Annotated in this window: 14 protein-coding genes and 1 tRNA gene; 7 read left to right on the top strand and 8 right to left on the bottom strand. The window is 63.4% G+C overall.

Translation table 11 applies throughout. The features are described 5' to 3' along the window. Nucleotides 1-207: 207 nt before the first annotated feature. Entirely contained in the window at nucleotides 208-1,590 is a 1,383-nt protein-coding gene (locus JQ611_RS15030) for a hypothetical protein (protein WP_409411274.1), read from the top strand. Here JQ611_RS15030 and JQ611_RS15035 read toward each other — a convergent pair. Continuing rightward, the gene (locus JQ611_RS15035) at nucleotides 1,576-2,328 is read right to left on the bottom strand and encodes an alpha/beta fold hydrolase (protein ID WP_212386857.1); all 753 of its coding nucleotides are present in this window, start codon (nucleotides 2,326-2,328) and stop codon (nucleotides 1,576-1,578) included. The genes JQ611_RS15030 and JQ611_RS15035 overlap by 15 nt on opposite strands. A 117-nt stretch (nucleotides 2,329-2,445) precedes the next feature. After that, nucleotides 2,446-3,594, bottom strand: a complete 1,149-nt coding sequence (locus JQ611_RS15040) for a hypothetical protein (RefSeq protein WP_212465867.1) — start codon at nucleotides 3,592-3,594, stop codon at nucleotides 2,446-2,448. A gap of 251 nt (nucleotides 3,595-3,845) precedes the next feature. Here JQ611_RS15040 and JQ611_RS15045 point away from each other — a divergent pair, with 251 nt between their 5' ends. Together JQ611_RS15045 and JQ611_RS15050 are read left to right on the top strand one after the other, a co-directional pair. Then, nucleotides 3,846-4,091, top strand: a complete 246-nt coding sequence (locus tag JQ611_RS15045) for a zinc-finger domain-containing protein (protein WP_192734038.1) — start codon at nucleotides 3,846-3,848, stop codon at nucleotides 4,089-4,091. A gap of 10 nt (nucleotides 4,092-4,101) precedes the next feature. Beyond that, nucleotides 4,102-5,301, top strand: coding sequence for an FAD-dependent monooxygenase (locus JQ611_RS15050; RefSeq protein WP_212465868.1), 1,200 nt, complete (start codon nucleotides 4,102-4,104; stop codon nucleotides 5,299-5,301). Nucleotides 5,302-5,347: 46 nt separating this feature from the next. Here JQ611_RS15050 and JQ611_RS15055 read toward each other — a convergent pair whose 3' ends face one another. Next, the gene (locus tag JQ611_RS15055) at nucleotides 5,348-5,785 is read right to left on the bottom strand and encodes a twin-arginine translocation pathway signal (protein ID WP_212465869.1); all 438 of its coding nucleotides are present in this window, start codon (nucleotides 5,783-5,785) and stop codon (nucleotides 5,348-5,350) included. A gap of 172 nt (nucleotides 5,786-5,957) precedes the next feature. Between JQ611_RS15055 and JQ611_RS15060 the strand changes: the two genes are divergently transcribed. Both JQ611_RS15060 and JQ611_RS15065 read left to right on the top strand, forming a co-directional pair. Further along, a tRNA-Leu gene (locus tag JQ611_RS15060) sits at nucleotides 5,958-6,044 on the top strand. Between the two features lie 210 nt (nucleotides 6,045-6,254). Beyond that, a complete protein-coding gene (locus tag JQ611_RS15065) occupies nucleotides 6,255-6,812 on the top strand; it encodes a TMEM175 family protein (RefSeq protein WP_212465935.1) in 558 nt (185 codons plus the stop codon). Here JQ611_RS15065 and JQ611_RS15070 read toward each other — a convergent pair. Beyond that, nucleotides 6,809-7,546 carry a 1-acyl-sn-glycerol-3-phosphate acyltransferase gene (locus JQ611_RS15070; protein ID WP_212465870.1) on the bottom strand — a complete coding sequence of 246 codons (738 nt, stop codon included), beginning with the start codon at nucleotides 7,544-7,546 and terminating at the stop codon, nucleotides 6,809-6,811. The two genes, JQ611_RS15065 and JQ611_RS15070, sit on opposite strands and share 4 nt — an antisense overlap. Before the next feature lie 154 nt (nucleotides 7,547-7,700). On the opposite strand from JQ611_RS15070, the gene JQ611_RS15075 reads away from it, so the two are divergent. Then, complete coding sequence (locus JQ611_RS15075) at nucleotides 7,701-8,561, top strand: alpha/beta fold hydrolase (RefSeq protein ID WP_212465871.1); 861 nt, start codon at nucleotides 7,701-7,703, stop codon at nucleotides 8,559-8,561. A 66-nt stretch (nucleotides 8,562-8,627) separates the two neighbouring features. Here the strand turns inward: JQ611_RS15075 and JQ611_RS15080 are convergent, their stop codons facing one another. The 4 genes from JQ611_RS15080 to JQ611_RS15095 all read right to left on the bottom strand — a co-directional run bounded on the left by JQ611_RS15080 (nucleotide 8,628) and on the right by JQ611_RS15095 (nucleotide 13,755). Beyond that, nucleotides 8,628-10,244 (bottom strand): ABC transporter ATP-binding protein, encoded by a 1,617-nt coding sequence (locus tag JQ611_RS15080; protein ID WP_212465872.1) that lies wholly within the window; start codon nucleotides 10,242-10,244, stop codon nucleotides 8,628-8,630. Between the two features lies 1 nt (nucleotide 10,245). Then, entirely contained in the window at nucleotides 10,246-11,169 is a 924-nt protein-coding gene (locus tag JQ611_RS15085; protein ID WP_212265859.1) for an ABC transporter permease, read from the bottom strand. Next, nucleotides 11,169-12,110, bottom strand: coding sequence for an ABC transporter permease (locus JQ611_RS15090; protein WP_212265860.1), 942 nt, complete (start codon nucleotides 12,108-12,110; stop codon nucleotides 11,169-11,171). Before JQ611_RS15090 ends, JQ611_RS15085 begins: the two co-directional genes overlap by 1 nt. 64 nt (nucleotides 12,111-12,174) lie before the next feature. After that, on the bottom strand, nucleotides 12,175-13,755 hold the full coding sequence (locus JQ611_RS15095; RefSeq protein ID WP_212465873.1) for an ABC transporter substrate-binding protein: 1,581 nt from the start codon (nucleotides 13,753-13,755) through the stop codon (nucleotides 12,175-12,177). 390 nt (nucleotides 13,756-14,145) lie between these two features. Here JQ611_RS15095 and JQ611_RS15100 point away from each other — a divergent pair, with 390 nt between their 5' ends. Then, nucleotides 14,146-15,276, top strand: coding sequence for a M20/M25/M40 family metallo-hydrolase (locus JQ611_RS15100; RefSeq protein ID WP_212386880.1), 1,131 nt, complete (start codon nucleotides 14,146-14,148; stop codon nucleotides 15,274-15,276). The last annotated feature ends 161 nt before the right edge of the window (nucleotides 15,277-15,437 follow it).

A 15,437-nucleotide genomic window follows, 5' to 3' on the forward strand; every position in this document is an offset into this window, starting at 1 on the left:
TTTCTCGGCTTGTTTCGCCCGGCCTTATAGCACGGCGGACGGATGGCTGTCCCGGGGCGGGCGCCGGCAGAGTACCCCCCCGCCGAACGCCCCAGGATCGGTCAGGGTCAGTTCAAGGTGGTTGGCGATTTCAGGAAATCAAGCCGGGTAAGGTCCGACTATTGGTGAATTTCGGCCCCCCGGCCATTCCGGGCAAGCTGGCCGAAATTGGGGGGAAACCACATCAACACGCAGATTTTGCGCGCGCGGACCGCCGACTCACGGCTGGTCTGGATCGCCGCCATCGCCATCCCCCTGATGTTGCTCGCCCCTGCCCTGTGGAACGGCTATCCGCTGCTCCAATGGGATACCGGCGGCTATCTGGCACGCTGGTATGAAGGCTACCTCGTGCCAAGCCGCTCCACGGTGTTCGGCCTCTATCTGCATTTCGGCGAAGACTCCGCGTTCTGGATCAATCTCGGAATCCAGGCGCTGGCAACGCTGTGGATCCTGCAGCTGACGCTGCGCGCATTCGAAATCGCCCAACCCTTGCGGCTGTTGGCGATGAGCCTGGTGCTGGCCCTGGCCACCGCGCTGCCGTGGCTCGCGAGTACGCTTCTGACCGACCTCTACGCCGGCCTGTCGGTGCTGTCGCTATTCATCCTGGTCGCGCTGGGCGAGCGGACCTCGACAATCGAAAAATGTTCGCTGTTCGTCCTGACGGCGTTCGCCGCGGCTTCGCACAGCGCCACGCTGGCAGTGCTGCTCGGGCTGTGTTGTGTGGGGTGGATCGTGCGTCCGTTTTCGCGCGGACGGATTGCAGTTTCCGGACTGATGCAGGGCAGCCTCACCCTCGTCGCCGGCGCGGCGATGCTGCTGGCGGCGAATTTCGCACTGTCTGGGAAAGTGGCGTGGACGCCCGGCGGCTACGGCGTCGCCTTCGGACGCATGCTGCAGGACGGCATCGTCGCGCGTTACCTGAAGGAGCATTGCACGCAGCAAAAGTTGAAGCTCTGTCCCTATCGCGACCAGTTGCCTGCAACGGCCGATCAATTTCTGTGGGGCAACAGCATGTTCAACACGCTTGGCCGCTTCAAGGGCCTGGGCGACGAAATGAGCTTCATCGTGCTGCGTTCGCTGGCCGAATATCCGGCACGGCAGCTCGAGGCGGCGATCGCCGGAACCGCGCGGCAACTGGTCCATGTCGCGACCGGCGAAGGCACCAATGAATGGATCGGCCACACCTACGGAATCATCGAGCGTTATATCCCAACGCAGGTCAAGGCGATGCGCGCGGCGAACCAGCAGCGCTGGCGGCTCGACTTCGCCGCCATCAACCGTCTCCACGTTCCGGTGGCACTTGTCTCGATGCTGCTGGCCGTAATCGTGTTCGCTCGCGGCCTGTGGCGGCGGCCGTTCGATGATCTCACGCTCCTCGCGGGAACCGTTACATTGGCCGTGCTCGGCAACGCCTTCATCTGCGCCGTGATATCAGGCCCGCATGACCGCTATGGCGCGCGCATGGCGTGGGTCGCGACCTTCGTGGTGCTGATCGCAGCGGCGCGGCAATTTTTCGGCGAGGACCCGAGCGAACACTCAGCCTCGCCGTGACAGGAAATCGATGACGCCGGCCTTGTAGACCTTGTCGCCGACCGCGCGCATGTGATCGCGGTTCGGAATATCCAGCACCTCGGCGTCCGGAATGATTTCGCCCAGCGCCTGCGCCGAGCCTGCAATTTCGTCTGACGTGCCGACCGCGATCAGCACGGGCACATGGATAGCGGCGGCTTCATCCCGCGTCATCAGGCGCCGCGAGCCGCGCAGGCAGGCCGCCAGCGCGCGGCGGTCGGAACGGGTCTGGTCGGCAAAAGCGCGAAACGTCCGCCCGACCGGATCGGTGACGTCTTCCAGCGACGGCGCCTCGAGTGCGAGGGCTACGTTTTCGCCGGGGCCACCGCCCGTGATCATCCCGATCCCGATGCCGCCCAGGATGGCCGAGCGCAGCCGCTGCGGCTGGCCCAGCGCCATCACCGCCGTCATCCGCGATCCCAGTGAATAGCCCATCACGTCGGCCCGCTCGATTCCCAAATGATCCAGCAGCGCGATGACGTCGCCGGCCATGATCGCGATCTCGTAACTCGCGGCGTCGTAAAGCTTGCCGGAATCGCCATGCCCGCGATTGTCGAGCGCGATCACGCGGCGCCCAGCTTTCTTCAGTTCGGACACCCAGGTCGGATAGACCCAGTTCACGTTCTTGCTCGAGGCAAAGCCGTGTACGAGAACGATCGGATCGCCCTCGCCTTCGTCGAGATAGGCAATTTCGATATCGCCGTTGTGAAAACTCGGCATCGCTAGTTCCATTTTTTGGGGAGTTCAAAATGCGCGATCGAAAAACGATCGCAAGGTTATAGCGTTTTCAAGCGAAGTGGACACCGGTTCGCGTGAAGAAAACGCGTCAAGACAAAACTAGCCGCAGGTGGCGGCGCCCGCCAGAGCCGGGCCGGGAAGCAACGCCGCAGCCGCCGTTTGCTCACGCTGCCGCCTCGCCTTCTTGCGGCGCAGATACGCCATGGTGGCGCGCTCGGTGATCGCCTTGATCGACGACAAGAAGCCGAACAGCGCCAGCAGTGCACTGAATACCCACAGCGACAGATTGAATGCGCCGGCCGCCAGCAGCAGGGCGCCGCGGCCGAGCAGTTTCAGGATCGCCCGGGTCTGGCCACCCTTGGATTCCGCGAGCCGGGCGGCGCGCGCGATATCCTTCGGGCCCTCGGCGATGCGCAGTGTGTCGAGCGCACCGCGCGTACCGGCCTTCTCTCCGATGCGGCCGACGTCCTTGGCCAGCCGAACCAGCGCACCGGCCTTCTCGGCGCGGAACGCCGCCTTGATCGCGTTGACGGTTGCGCCGGGCCGCAGCACCGAGCCGGAGGCGACGGCCTTCTGCAGCATCGGCCCATCGACGACCTCGCGCGCCGAGCGGCCGGCCCACAGCATCAGCCCCTCGCCCAGGCGCCCGACCTTGCGGGCATCCTTGACCATGGTCAGCCCGGCACGCACCGGTAGCGCGCCACCGACCGACACATAGGTCGCCGCCGTCACCGCCAGGCCCACCGTCGCAAGTCCCAGCACCAGATGATCGGTATCCTCGCCCATCGCCAGATGCTTGCTCTCGCGCACCACGTCGCGGATATCGCCGAACACGAAGAGATCGCCGGCCACCGTGCCCGACAGGCTCGCGACATCCTCGGCGTTGCCGGTGACGAGACCGACCGCGAAACGTTTGGCAAAATGCGAGCTTGAGTTCGCGTCCGTGACGGCGTCGTTCACGCGCGTCGACAGCTCTTCGCTAATGGCGATGTTCTTGTCGCGCGCAAGTTCGGTAAAGCTGCCGGCAAGATCGGCATCGCCTGCCGCCAGCGCGGCCTCGATATTTTCTGCAACCAGCGCCGGGTTGTTCCGCAGGACAGAATTGATCCCCAGATCGGCCAATTCGGACGGTTCGTCCTGCGCTGCCAGGATCGCAAAAGCGTCGCGCGCGTGTGGCCATAGCGCCGCACCCACGGCGATAGTTGCCGCCATGCCCGCCACCGCCAAACTGAGCCCTGCCCGCTTCATCCTGCAAAACCTGGGTTTTCGCTGCCCTCAACATAATGTGCCGCATTTGCGACACAACGTCCCCGACGAAAGAAGGGCTTCTCTGGGACGACAAGATTGTGTCGAATTTGCATGAGCAAATGTGCGGCGGCGACCTTCAAGAATCTGGGCTCTAGGAATCAACGGAACCCGTCAGTATGGTGCGCGGCATTTCGGGCCGCCGCATCGCGTTGGTTGCGTCCGTCCGTCATTGCTATCCAAGGTGAAACAAGATGTCCGATCATGTCGTCCCGCACTTTCACAACGACGCCGGCGTCTCGGTAATCGAGATCGGCTCGCAGGAATTCATGTGCGTGGGCGCCAATCCGCCGTTCGACCATCCGCATGTCTTCCTGGACCTCGGCAACGACAACGAGATCATCTGCCCCTATTGTTCGACGCTGTACCGGTTTGCCGCCGATCTCAAAGCCGGCGAAGCGCGCCCCCCGGAATGCGTGCTGAAAGACAAAGTCGCCTGACAGGTCCGCCGTGGCGGCTACGCGCACCATCGTTGTCGCTGGTGCCGGGATCGGAGGACTGACCGCGGCGCTGGCGCTCGCAAAGCAAGGCTTTCGCGTCGTCGTTTTGGAAAAGGCCGAGCGGCTGGAGGAAGCCGGCGCCGGCCTGCAGCTTTCGCCCAACGCCAGCCGCATCCTGGTTGAACTCGGTCTGCAGCCGCGGCTCGCAGCAAGCGCCGTGACGCCCCAATCCATCAACATCATGAGTGCCCGGGGCGGCGGCGAGATCGCCCGCCTGCCGCTTGGTGAGGCCGCGAATTTTCGCGCCGGCGCACCCTATTGGGTGGTGCATCGCGCCGATCTGCAGGCGGCGCTGCAGGCCCAGGTCGACCACAGTCCCGACATCGAATTGCGGCTTGGCTGCCAGTTCGAGGACGTCACCGCGCACGCCAAGGGACTGACGGTCGTGGGGCGCCGCGGCAATGCGCGGCAACAGGAGCTGGCGGTGGCGCTGATTGGCGCCGACGGCATCTGGTCGGCGGTCCGGCATCATTTGTTCCCGGAGGTCCAGCCGCAATTCTCCGGTCTGATCGCCTGGCGCGGCACGCTCGATGCGACGGCGTTGCCGCGCGAATATACTTCGCCCCGGGTGCAACTCTGGATGGGACCAAGAGCGCATCTCGTCGCCTATCCGATCTCGGGCGGGCGGCGCATCAATGTCGTCGCCATCGTGCCGGGGACGTGGAACAGGCCGGGCTGGAGCGCACCGGGCGAGGCTAACGAAATCAAGGCGGCGTTCTCGCAGCAATGGCCGGCGACCGCGCGAATGCTGATCGGCGCCGTCGATGAATGGCGGCGATGGGCGCTGTTCACGGTGCCCGATATCGGCGGATGGAGTGACGGCGCGATCGCGCTGCTCGGCGATGCCGCGCACGCCATGCTGCCGTTCGCCGCGCAAGGCGCGGGAATGGCGATCGAGGACGCCGCGGTACTGGCGAAAGCCTTGAGCGAATGCGCCGGCGACAACACCGCCGGCATCCCGGCGGCCTTGAAGCGCTACGGACGGCTGCGGCGCGCCCGTGTGTTAAGGGTTCAGCGCGCCGCCCGGCGGTCGGGACAAATCTATCATCTGACCGGACCGTTGGCGCTCGCGCGCGATCTCGCCATCAAGTCGCTCGGTCCAAGGCGAATGCTGGCGCGACAGGACTGGATTTACGACTGGCGGGCGTGAACATCCGACGCGAGCGCATGGCGCGGGAGGACTTCCGCAGGACGCGTCACCGCGACGATGGACGGGATCCCCTGACGCCTGCAGACGGCGCAGGCGGCGTCGCCGCCGCGCTCGCGGCAGGTTTGGATTCCGGCGGCGACTCCTGGCATTTGTTGCGCCGCCAGGCCTCCTCGGCGAATTTCGATTGTCCCTGGGTCGCAATGAGTTCGTTGCGATAGGCGAGCTCCGCCACGACTGACCCGCCGACGCCGGTTTCAGCCTTCGCCATCAGGCCGTTCAGTTCCGCCTTGCGCGCAGCAATCCTGACGCGTTCCGTCTCGAGTTGCTTGCATTCGTAGAGGTCGTATTTGGCGGGATCGGCGAACGCCGTCGACATGTTGTCGCCCACGCTGGCACAGCTGGAGAGCCCTGCCCCGACCGCGAGCAGCGCCAACACGCCTGCGGCACGCGAAATTCGCCGGCGATGGGACGTGGATTCGGACATCGGACCTTCATAAGCCAACAACGTTGAGATTGCCTAAAGCAGGACCAGATGTCCGCATTGAGGCTTTGCGTCCGGCCCCGCGTTCCCTTAAGGAAAGGCGCGGTTTCGGGGGCGGATTATCCCATTTCCCCTTCGCCGGCAAACGCGCTAAGTACCTGATCTTCTGACTAAAGCGGACGTGGCGGAATTGGTAGACGCAAGGGACTTAAAATCCCTCGATGGCAACGTCGTGTGGGTTCGAGTCCCACCGCCCGCACCACGCTTCGCCCTGACGGGCTATGCGTGGCGCAGTCACGCTTAGGCCGTAAGGGCGAAGCGTGTCCGGCGTAGCTTGAGCGCAGCGAAAGCGAAGGCGGACTGGTGAGGCAAAGGGGACGCTTTGCCGAATGACGGCTTGGCAAGCCATGCCGGACCGTCGGGACGAAGCGTGGCGGGGGATTCAACTTTGCAGCAGACTAGTCTTTTCGAAATGCGCCGGCTGGAGATGCTGAGCAACACGATCTTCGGCGTTGCGATGACGCTGCTCGCTTACGACCTGCCGAAGGCCGCCAGTTTCGCGAGCGCACCGGCCTGGATCGACCTCGTTCGCGTCTACGCGCAACCGGTCATCGCGCTGACGATCAGCTTCGTGGTCGCCGGCCTGTTCTGGTTCAGCCATCACCGGCGGCTCGCCGTTGCGCCGGAAGCCAGCCGCGGCGTGGTATTTCTCAATCTGCTGTTTCTGCTGTCGATCATCATCCTGCCGGTGACGAACGGTCTGTATGGCAGTTATCGGCTCGACGGCGTGGTCGCCGTGATCTACGGGATTCATCTCGCCACGATCGCCACGCTGAACGGGCTGCTGTGGGTTATCGCCCTCAGGGGCCGCCGCGACATGCCGTTACGGGTGACGGTGTTATTTCCGATCCTGGTGTTCGTGATCGGAACTGCCATCGCCACATTCTCCCCGAAGGTGGCGCAGTTTATCTGGTGCCTGGCCTTTTTCTCGCCGATCGCAGGCTGGCTCGCCGAACGATGGTCGCGCTAACGAACGACCTTCGCGTCGGCCGCCTTGAGCAATCTGCCTGCCTCGTCCGCAATCGCCCGCTCGAGCTTCGCCTGAAACTCTTTCCGATCTAAACCCGGCGGAATCGGCGGCATATAGGACAGCGAAATGTTGCCGCTGTGAATCATCAGCGTCTTCTTGCCCCAGAACAATCCGGAATTATGCGCCGTCGGCAACACCGGAATATCGAGATTGGTGTACAGCGCGGCGATGCCGGCCGCATGGAATGTCATGGGCTCGTCGACCGCCTGGCGCGTGCCTTGCGGAAATATCAGGACCTTGCGGCCTTCGCCGATCGCCGCCCTCGCTTCCGCGATCATCTGCTTGAGCGCCTGCCGGCCGGCTGACCGGTCGACCAGGATCATCGGATAGCGGTGAAGGAACCAGCCGACGACCGGGATATTGAGCAATTCTTTCTTGGCGACGATGCTGGCATCGGGAAAAATCACGCAGAGCGCAACCGTCTCCCACAGCGATTGGTGATTGCAGGCGATGATGCATGGGCCAATTGGAATGTTGTCGCGGCCTTGCTCCCTGTAATCCAGCCCCACCACGTATTTCAGAAGAAGCACGATGCCGTGCGACCACAATTGGGACACCGCGCGAACCTTTGCGCTGCTCGCATCGAAAACCCACAACAGGGGTATCGCCGGCGACAGCACCAGCGTCCACAGCAACACCAACGTATCGAATGCGACCGATCTCAGATAATGCAACGATAATATCCCTTGAGGCTTCTGCGATTGACGGGCCCCAAATACAGTACTTTTCGGCCCTTGCATAATTCCGGGCCACCCCAAACGACCGCCTGCCCCAAAGAAAAATCGTTTCGCCGTGGACCGGCCGGCATTGTCTATCTAGGATTGCCGCGTGCTCGCCCTGGAACAGATCACCATCTCCCCGCGCCTCACCTTCGACGCCCTCGTCGCGGGCGAGCCAGGCGCGCCGCTGGTGTTGCTGCTGCATGGCTTTGCCGAATCGATGCATTGCTGGCGCGCCCAGGTCACGGCGCTCGGCGATATGGGCTACCGCGCGATTGCGCCAAGCCAGCGCGGTTACTCTCCCGCCGCGCGGCCTAACCCCCGCGAGTTCTCGCACTACCTGATCGACCGCCTGATCGACGATGCGCTGGCCATCGCCGCGGCCTCGGGCTATGGCGAGGCGCGCTTTCACCTGGTCGGCCATGACTGGGGCGGCAGCATCGCCTGGGGATTGGCCGACCGTTGCCACGAGCGGCTGGCCTCGCTCACCATCCTTTCGCGGCCCCATCCGAACGCGTTCAATCGCGCGCTGCACATGGCCGACGGCGAACAGGCTAGTCGCTCGCGACACCACAAGGCGTTCCTCGAACCTGACGCCGCCGATGTGGTACTCGCCGACGACGCCAAATGGCTGCGCGATCGGCTCATTGCCAACGGCGTTCCCACTGAGGCGATCGAAAAGCATCTGGCCGTGCTCGGCAACAAGGACGCGATGGAAGCGGCGCTGGCCTGGTACCGCGCGCGCGGCGCGGTCCGCGGGCCGCTCGGTCCGATCCGTGTACCCACGCTCTACGTCTGGGGCGACGCCGACGACACCGTCGGCCGTGTCGCCGCCGAAGGCACCCGCGATTTCGTCGCCGCGCCCTATCAATTCGAAGTCCTGCCCGGCGTCGGGCATTTCGCGGCCGATCAGGCGCCGGAACGGGTCAGCGAGTTATTGCTGGCACATATCGCAGCGCACCCGGATTGACGAAACCTGTTGCCCGCAAACCGGCCCGGGGTCCGCGCTCACCTTCGCAAATCCGGTCCCGCGCCATCAAGCGCTGGCGGCGAATTCCTGATGCCGGCCAGGCGCGGCGTCGAACAATGCCCTGGTATATTCGTGCTGGGGCGCGGCGAAGACCTCCGCCGTGGTGCCCTGTTCGACAATTACCCCGCGCTGCATGACCGCGATCCGGTCACAGACCTGGGCTGCGACCCGCAAATCGTGGGTGATGAACAGCACCGCCAGATTAAACTTTCGACGCACCTCGTCCAGGAGCTTCAGCACCTGATCCTGCACGGAGACGTCGAGCGCCGACACCGGCTCGTCGCCAATCAGCAATTCAGGCTCCATCGCCAGCGCCCGCGCAATGCAGATCCTTTGGCGCTGGCCGCCGGAGAACTGGTGCGGGAAGCGATCGATCGCGGCCGGCGGCAGGTGCACGATCGCCATCAGGTCGCGCGCACGCTGCAGCGCCTCCTTGCGGCTGACGCCAAAATTCATCGGCCCCTCGATGATCGCCTCACCGACCGTGCGGCGCGGATTGAGCGATCGATATGGATCCTGGAAGATGAACTGAACGCGCCGGCGCATCGGACGAAACTTCGCCTCCCGCATTGCCGCGATATCGATGCCGTCGATCTTGATGCCGCCGCCGGAGGTGTCGACCAGCCGCGCGACGCAACGCGCCACTGTCGACTTGCCTGAGCCGGACTCGCCGACAATGCCGAGCGTTTCACCGCGACGGATCGTCAGCGAGACGTCCTTGACCGCGGCCACGACGCGCGCTTTCGGCTGGAACAGCGATCGCTTGCCATAAGTCTTGAAGAGATTCTCGGTCTGCAGGACCACTGGACCGGTCACCGGAGATCGCTTCGGCGGCGTCATGCTCGGCACCGCGCGCAACAGCATCCTGGTATAGTCCTCGCGCGGGGCCCGCAGCACTTCCTCACAGGGACCCTGCTCCACGATCCGGCCCATCTGCATCACCACGACACGATCAGCGATCTCGGAAACGACGCCGAAATCGTGGGTGATGAACAGTACGCCGGTTTTCGTGCGCCCCTGCATTTCCCGTACGAGCTTGAGGATCTGAGCCTGCGTGGTGACGTCGAGCGCCGTGGTCGGCTCGTCGGCAATCAGCAGAGCGGGGTCGAGCACCAGCGCAGCCGCGATCATGATCCGCTGGCGTTGGCCGCCGGACAATTGGTGCGGATAGGCGTCGATCATCTGTTCAGGGTCCGGCAGATGCACCGCGCGCATGATCTCAAGTACACGCGCGCGCTGCTCCTTCTGGTCGAGCCTGGTGTGGATCTCCAGCACTTCACGGATCTGGTCGCCGACCCGCTCGACCGGATTGAGCGCCGTCATCGGCTCCTGGAACACCATGGCCATGCGGGTGCCGCGGATCGCGCGCAGCTCCGAATCGGATTTTGTGAGCAGTTCATCGCCCTGCAGCCGGATCGAGCCGGACTCGACCCGCATCGCAGCTTTCGGCAACAGGCCCATCACGGCCTGCGCCGTCACCGACTTGCCGGAACCGGATTCGCCGACCACGCAGACGATCTCGTCGGTAGCGACGGTGAGGTTGATACCCTGCACGGCGTGCGTCCGGTCGCCTCCCCTGATGGAGACGGAAAGATCGGAGACTTCGAGTACGGTATTGCTCACATCACACCCGCTTCGCCATCTTGGGATCGAGCGTATCGCGCAAGCCGTCGCCGAGAGTGTTGACGGCAAGGATCGTGAGCGCAAGGCACACCCCGGGATAGATGATATTGTGCGGATAAAGGCTGAAGACCTGACGGCCCTCGGCCATGATGTTGCCCCAGGTCGGCACCTCCGGTGGCACGCCGATGCCGAGGAACGACAGGATGGCCTCGATCAGAATGGCCGACGCGCAAATGAACGTGCCCTGCACGATCATGGGCGCGATCGTGTTGGGCAACACGTGCCGCCACAGCAGTTTCGGGGTGGAGGTGCCGAGCGTCACCGCCGCCTCGACATAGGGCTCCTCGCGCACACTGAGCACGATGGAGCGCACGAGCCGGACCACGCCCGGAATCTGCGGAACAGTGATGGCGATGATCACCGTCCACACGCTGGAACGGAACAGCGACACCATGGCGATCGCAAGCAGGATGGCCGGAATGGCCATCAACCCGTCCATGATCCGCATGATGACGGCGTCGAGCATGCGGAAGAAGCCGGCGAGCAGACCGATGAACAGGCCACAGGCGACGCTGATCAGCGCCACCGTGATGCCGACAAAGAGCGAGACGCGCGCGCCATAGACCACGCGACTGTAGACATCACGTCCCAAGCTGTCTGTGCCGAACTTGGTGATCATCTTGATGCGTTCGCCGGTGTCCGTCCGCATCGTGATTTCCGTGCCGGGCACCTTGTTGCGCGCAATCGGGCTGATCGCCGTCGGATCGATGGTTCCGAGCCAGGGCGCGAGCAGCCCCATCAGCAATACGATCGTGATGACGGCAGCGCCGAACACCACGCCCGGGTTGCGCAGCAATTTGCGATACGCGGCGGGCTTGACCGGGCTCGCCGGCAGCACGGGTTCGAGGATCGTCGCGTCGGCCATCAGTAGCGAATCCTGGGATCGAGAACGGTGTAGATCATGTCGACCGACAGGTTGATCATGACGTAGACGAATGAGAACAGCAGGATCACGGCCTGAATCGTCGGGTAGTCGCGCGCCAGCACCGCATCCACCGTGAGCCTGCCAAGGCCGGGGATCGTGAACACGCTCTCGGTAACGACGACGCCGCCGATCAGGAGCGCCACGCCAAGTCCGATCACCGTGACGATCGGAACGGCGGCATTGCGCAGCGCATGACGGAACAGCACCTTTCGCTCGGATTGTCCCTTGGCCCGCGCGGTGCGGATATAGTCTTCCGACAGCACTTCCAGCACGCTGGTGCGCGTCATGCGCGCGATCAGCGCGATATAGATCACCGACAAGGTCACCGACGGCAGGATCAGCCGCTGCACCCAGCCGCCGATCCCCTCCGAGATTCGCTGATAGCCCTGCACCGGCAGCCAGTTCAAATAGACCGCGAACAAATAGATCAGGAGGTAGCCGATCACGAACACGGGCACGGAAAAGCCGAGCACCGAAAAGCCCATGACGATGCGGTCGATCCACGAACCGTGCCGGTGCGCGGCCAGCACGCCGAGCGGAACAGCGACAAACACCGCAATCAGAATCGTGAACAAGGCGAGCGACAAAGTCGGCTCGATGCGTTCGGCAATCAGCGAGGCCACGGTCTTCTTGAAGAAGAAGCTTTCGCCGAAATTACCCGTCAGCACTCTGCCCGACCAGATCACGAACTGCTCGATCATCGGCCGGTCGAGGCCGAGCTGGCTGCGGATCTGCGCCACCTGTTCGGTGGTGGCATTGTCGCCGGCGATGACGGCCGCCGGGTCGGACGGGGTCAGACGCAGCATCAGGAAGATGAAGACCGCAACCACCAGCATCACGGGGATCGTGCCGAGCAATCGCCGGAAGAAGTAGCCATACATAGGTCGATCCCCGAAACCAAGCGGGCGGCGGTAAGCCGCCCGCTTCCTTCACATCACTTGCACATCACTTGGTGACTTCGATGTTCCAATGCACCGGGACCGGCGCCATCAACAGCCCCTTGACGTTCTTGCGAATGGCAATCGGCTGGACATACTCACCGACCGGGATCATGGCCGTGATCTCGATATTACGCTTCTGCACCGCTTCCGCGATCTGTTTCTGCTTTGCCAGATCGGTTGTTCGAGCGAAATCGTCGCGCAGCTTCTCCATTTCCGGGTCGCAGGGCCATCCGAACGAAGCCTTGTCGCACCCCGAATTCACATAGGCGGCAGAGACCGGGTTCATCACGTCGGCCACGACCCAGGCCGTCAGGAAGGCGTTCCAGCCACCGGCGCTCGGTGGATCCTTCTTGGCGCGGCGCGCAACGAGGGTCTGCCAGTCCATCGACTGCATGTCGACCTTGAAGCCGCCTTTCTCCATCAGTGATTTCGCCACTGGCGCGAGGTTGGTCAGAGCCTTCAGGTCGGTGGAGTGCATCAGCAGGACGGGCGTGCCGTCATAGCCCGCTTCCTTCAAGAGCTCCTGCGACTTCTTGGCGTTCGAGTTGAGAATGGCATCCGTTCCATTGGTCGTCCCGAACTGGGTGTCGCAGACGAACAGCGCCTTGCAAGCCTTGATGTAGTTCTCGTCACCGATGGTCGCCATCAGGAAGTCTTCCTGATTGAAGGCGTACCACAGCGCCTGGCGGATTTTCGGGTTGTCGAACGGCTTGTGCAGGTGGTTGGGGCGAAAGACGTACTGCGCCTTGATCTGCGGTACCTGGACGATCGCGACGTTGGCATCCTTCTTCAGGGTACCAAGGAGATCATGGCTGGGTTGCTCGATGTAGTCGATCTCACCTTTTTGCAGCGCGTTGACCGCCTGCTGCGCGTCGGAAATGGCGCGCCACTCGACGCGGTCCACCTTGACGACCTTGCCGCCGGCAAGACCCGATGCAGGCTCGGTGCGCGGCTTGTACTTATCGAACTTGATGTAGACGGTCTTATCGCCCGGCTTCCATTCATCCTTGACGAAGACGAACGGGCCGGAGCCGGTGAAATCCTCGATCTGCTTGTTGGCGTCCGTTTCGGCGACGCGTTTGGGCATCATGAACGGCACGTTGGACGAGGGCTTTGACAGGCCGAGCAGCACGAGGCCTGTCGGTTCCTTGAGCTTGATGGTGAAAGTTTTGGCATCGACCGCGTCGATGGAGTCGACGAAGGTCATCATCTTCTGACCGAGCGAGTCCTTGACTGCCCAGCGCTTGATCGAAGCGATGCAGTCTTCCGACGTCACCGGCTTGCCGTCGTGCCACAGCAGTCCGTCGCGCAGCGTGAAGGTGTAACTTTTGCCGTCCGCCGCGGCTTCGTACTTCTCGACCATCTGCGGCTTGATCTCGCCCTTTTCATCCTGCGCGAGAAGCGTGTCGTAAATCATGTAGCCATGGTTGCGGACGATGTAGGCCGTGGTCCAGATCGGATCCAGGATCTTCAGATCCGAGTGCATGACGGCGCGCAAGGTAGTCTGGGCCAACGCTGGCGCCGCCACCGTCATCAGGCTGCCGACGCAAGTCGCAGCCAGAATTGTTTTTCTGAACGCATTCATTCCTTCACCTCCATTGTCGCTCGGCGCCCGAACGCTTTTTCTTGTTCGGGCCCCCTGCCCGGTTTCTGACCGGACTATAGGGTCGATCTTGAGCTTCACAACACCCTTTTGGTCCGACGATACGGATGACGCCGGCGTTCAGGTGGAAGTCGGGATAGCCCTCATCCGCGCCTGGCTTGCGCTGGCCGCTGGACGGCCCTATCCGGCTCCGCCAGCACGCCTTCACAAATATCTACAATCAAGAATGATGCCAGAATTCCCATTCCCCGATCCGCTGCGGCGAAAGTCTGACGGCGGGATATTTTCCCTTTACAAAATCCCTGCCGGTCCCTCTCGTACGGACCGATCGGCACCGAGCCCAAACATTCCGGCCGAACCGGGAGAATCCAGATGAATCCTGCCAACCTTCCCTTTGATTCCGAGACCATGCTGCAGGGGCTGCGGACCTGGGTCGAATGCGAAAGCCCCACCTGGGACGCCGGCGCGGTCGACCGCATGCTTGATCTTGCAGCGCGGGAGATGGCCATCATGGGTGCGACCATCGAACGCATCGCCGGGCGGCAGGGCTTTGCCGGCTGCGTCCGCGCGCGCTTTCCCCACCCGAAGCAGGGCGAACCCGGCATCCTGATCGCGGGTCATCTCGATACCGTCCATCCCGTCGGCACGCTGCAAAAGCTGGCGTGGCGGCGCGAGGGCAACAAATGCTACGGCCCGGGCATATTCGACATGAAGGGCGGCAACTACCTCAGCCTGGAGGCGATCCGGCAACTGGCGCGTACATCGTTCACGACGCCGCTGCCGATCACGGTACTGTTCACGCCGGACGAAGAGGTCGGCACGCCATCGACCCGCGACATCATCGAGGCCGAAGCCGCCCGCAACAAATATGTGCTGGTGCCGGAGCCGGGTCGCGCCAACAACGGCGTGGTCACCGGACGATATGCGATTGCCCGGTTCAATCTCGAAGCGATCGGCAAGCCGAGCCATGCCGGCGCCACGCTCTCATCCGGCCGTTCCGCGATCCGCGAGATGGCACGCCAGATTATCGCCATCGATGCCATGACGACTGAAGATTGCACTTTTTCGGTCGGCATCGTGCATGGTGGCCAGTGGGTGAACTGCGTCGCCACCACCTGCACCGGCGAGGCGCTCAGCATGGCCAAGCGGCAGGCAGATCTCGATCGCGGCGTCGAGCGCATGCTCGCGCTTTCCGGGACCAGCAATGACGTCACGTTCAAAGTCACCCGCGGCGTGACCCGGCCGGTGTGGGAGCCTGACGCCGGCACGATGGCGCTCTACGAACAGGCGCGCAACGTGGCCCGCAGCCTGGGCGTCGAGCTGCCGCACGCCAGCGCCGGCGGCGGCTCCGACGGCAACTTTACTGGCGCGATGGGCATCCCAACCCTCGATGGCCTGGGCGTTCGCGGTGCCGACGCGCATACGCTCAACGAACATATCGAAGTCGACAGTCTCGCCGAGCGCGGCCGCTTGATGGCGGGGTTGCTGGCGACATTGACGTGAGTGCCAGGCATCTCTCCCCATCATTGCCTGCGGCAAACGCAGAGCGTTTGCGCATGGGAGCAACGCTCCCAGGCAATGCCTAACGGCGCAAGCCGCTGCATGGATTGCTTCCGCCTTCGCTCGTTGAGCTACGGCGGACAAGTCGCTTCGCTCGCAATGAC

This window comes from Bradyrhizobium sp. AUGA SZCCT0182 (assembly GCF_018130185.1).
Lineage (GTDB): Bacteria > Pseudomonadota > Alphaproteobacteria > Rhizobiales > Xanthobacteraceae > Bradyrhizobium.

What these genes read in the sequence shown, in the direction of transcription:
- JQ611_RS15035 (WP_212386857.1), bottom strand. Translation starts at nt 2,328, where the DNA reads ATGCCGAGTTTTCACAACGGCGATATCGAAATTGCCTATCTCGACGAA.
- JQ611_RS15040 (WP_212465867.1), bottom strand. Translation starts at nt 3,594, where the DNA reads ATGAAGCGGGCAGGGCTCAGTTTGGCGGTGGCGGGCATGGCGGCAACT.
- JQ611_RS15045 (WP_192734038.1), top strand. Translation starts at nt 3,846, where the DNA reads ATGTCCGATCATGTCGTCCCGCACTTTCACAACGACGCCGGCGTCTCG.
- JQ611_RS15055 (WP_212465869.1), bottom strand. Translation starts at nt 5,785, where the DNA reads ATGTCCGAATCCACGTCCCATCGCCGGCGAATTTCGCGTGCCGCAGGC.
- JQ611_RS15065 (WP_212465935.1), top strand. Translation starts at nt 6,255, where the DNA reads ATGCGCCGGCTGGAGATGCTGAGCAACACGATCTTCGGCGTTGCGATG.
- JQ611_RS15085 (WP_212265859.1), bottom strand. Translation starts at nt 11,169, where the DNA reads ATGGCCGACGCGACGATCCTCGAACCCGTGCTGCCGGCGAGCCCGGTC.
- JQ611_RS15090 (WP_212265860.1), bottom strand. Translation starts at nt 12,110, where the DNA reads ATGTATGGCTACTTCTTCCGGCGATTGCTCGGCACGATCCCCGTGATG.
- JQ611_RS15095 (WP_212465873.1), bottom strand. Translation starts at nt 13,755, where the DNA reads ATGAATGCGTTCAGAAAAACAATTCTGGCTGCGACTTGCGTCGGCAGC.
- JQ611_RS15100 (WP_212386880.1), top strand. Translation starts at nt 14,146, where the DNA reads ATGAATCCTGCCAACCTTCCCTTTGATTCCGAGACCATGCTGCAGGGG.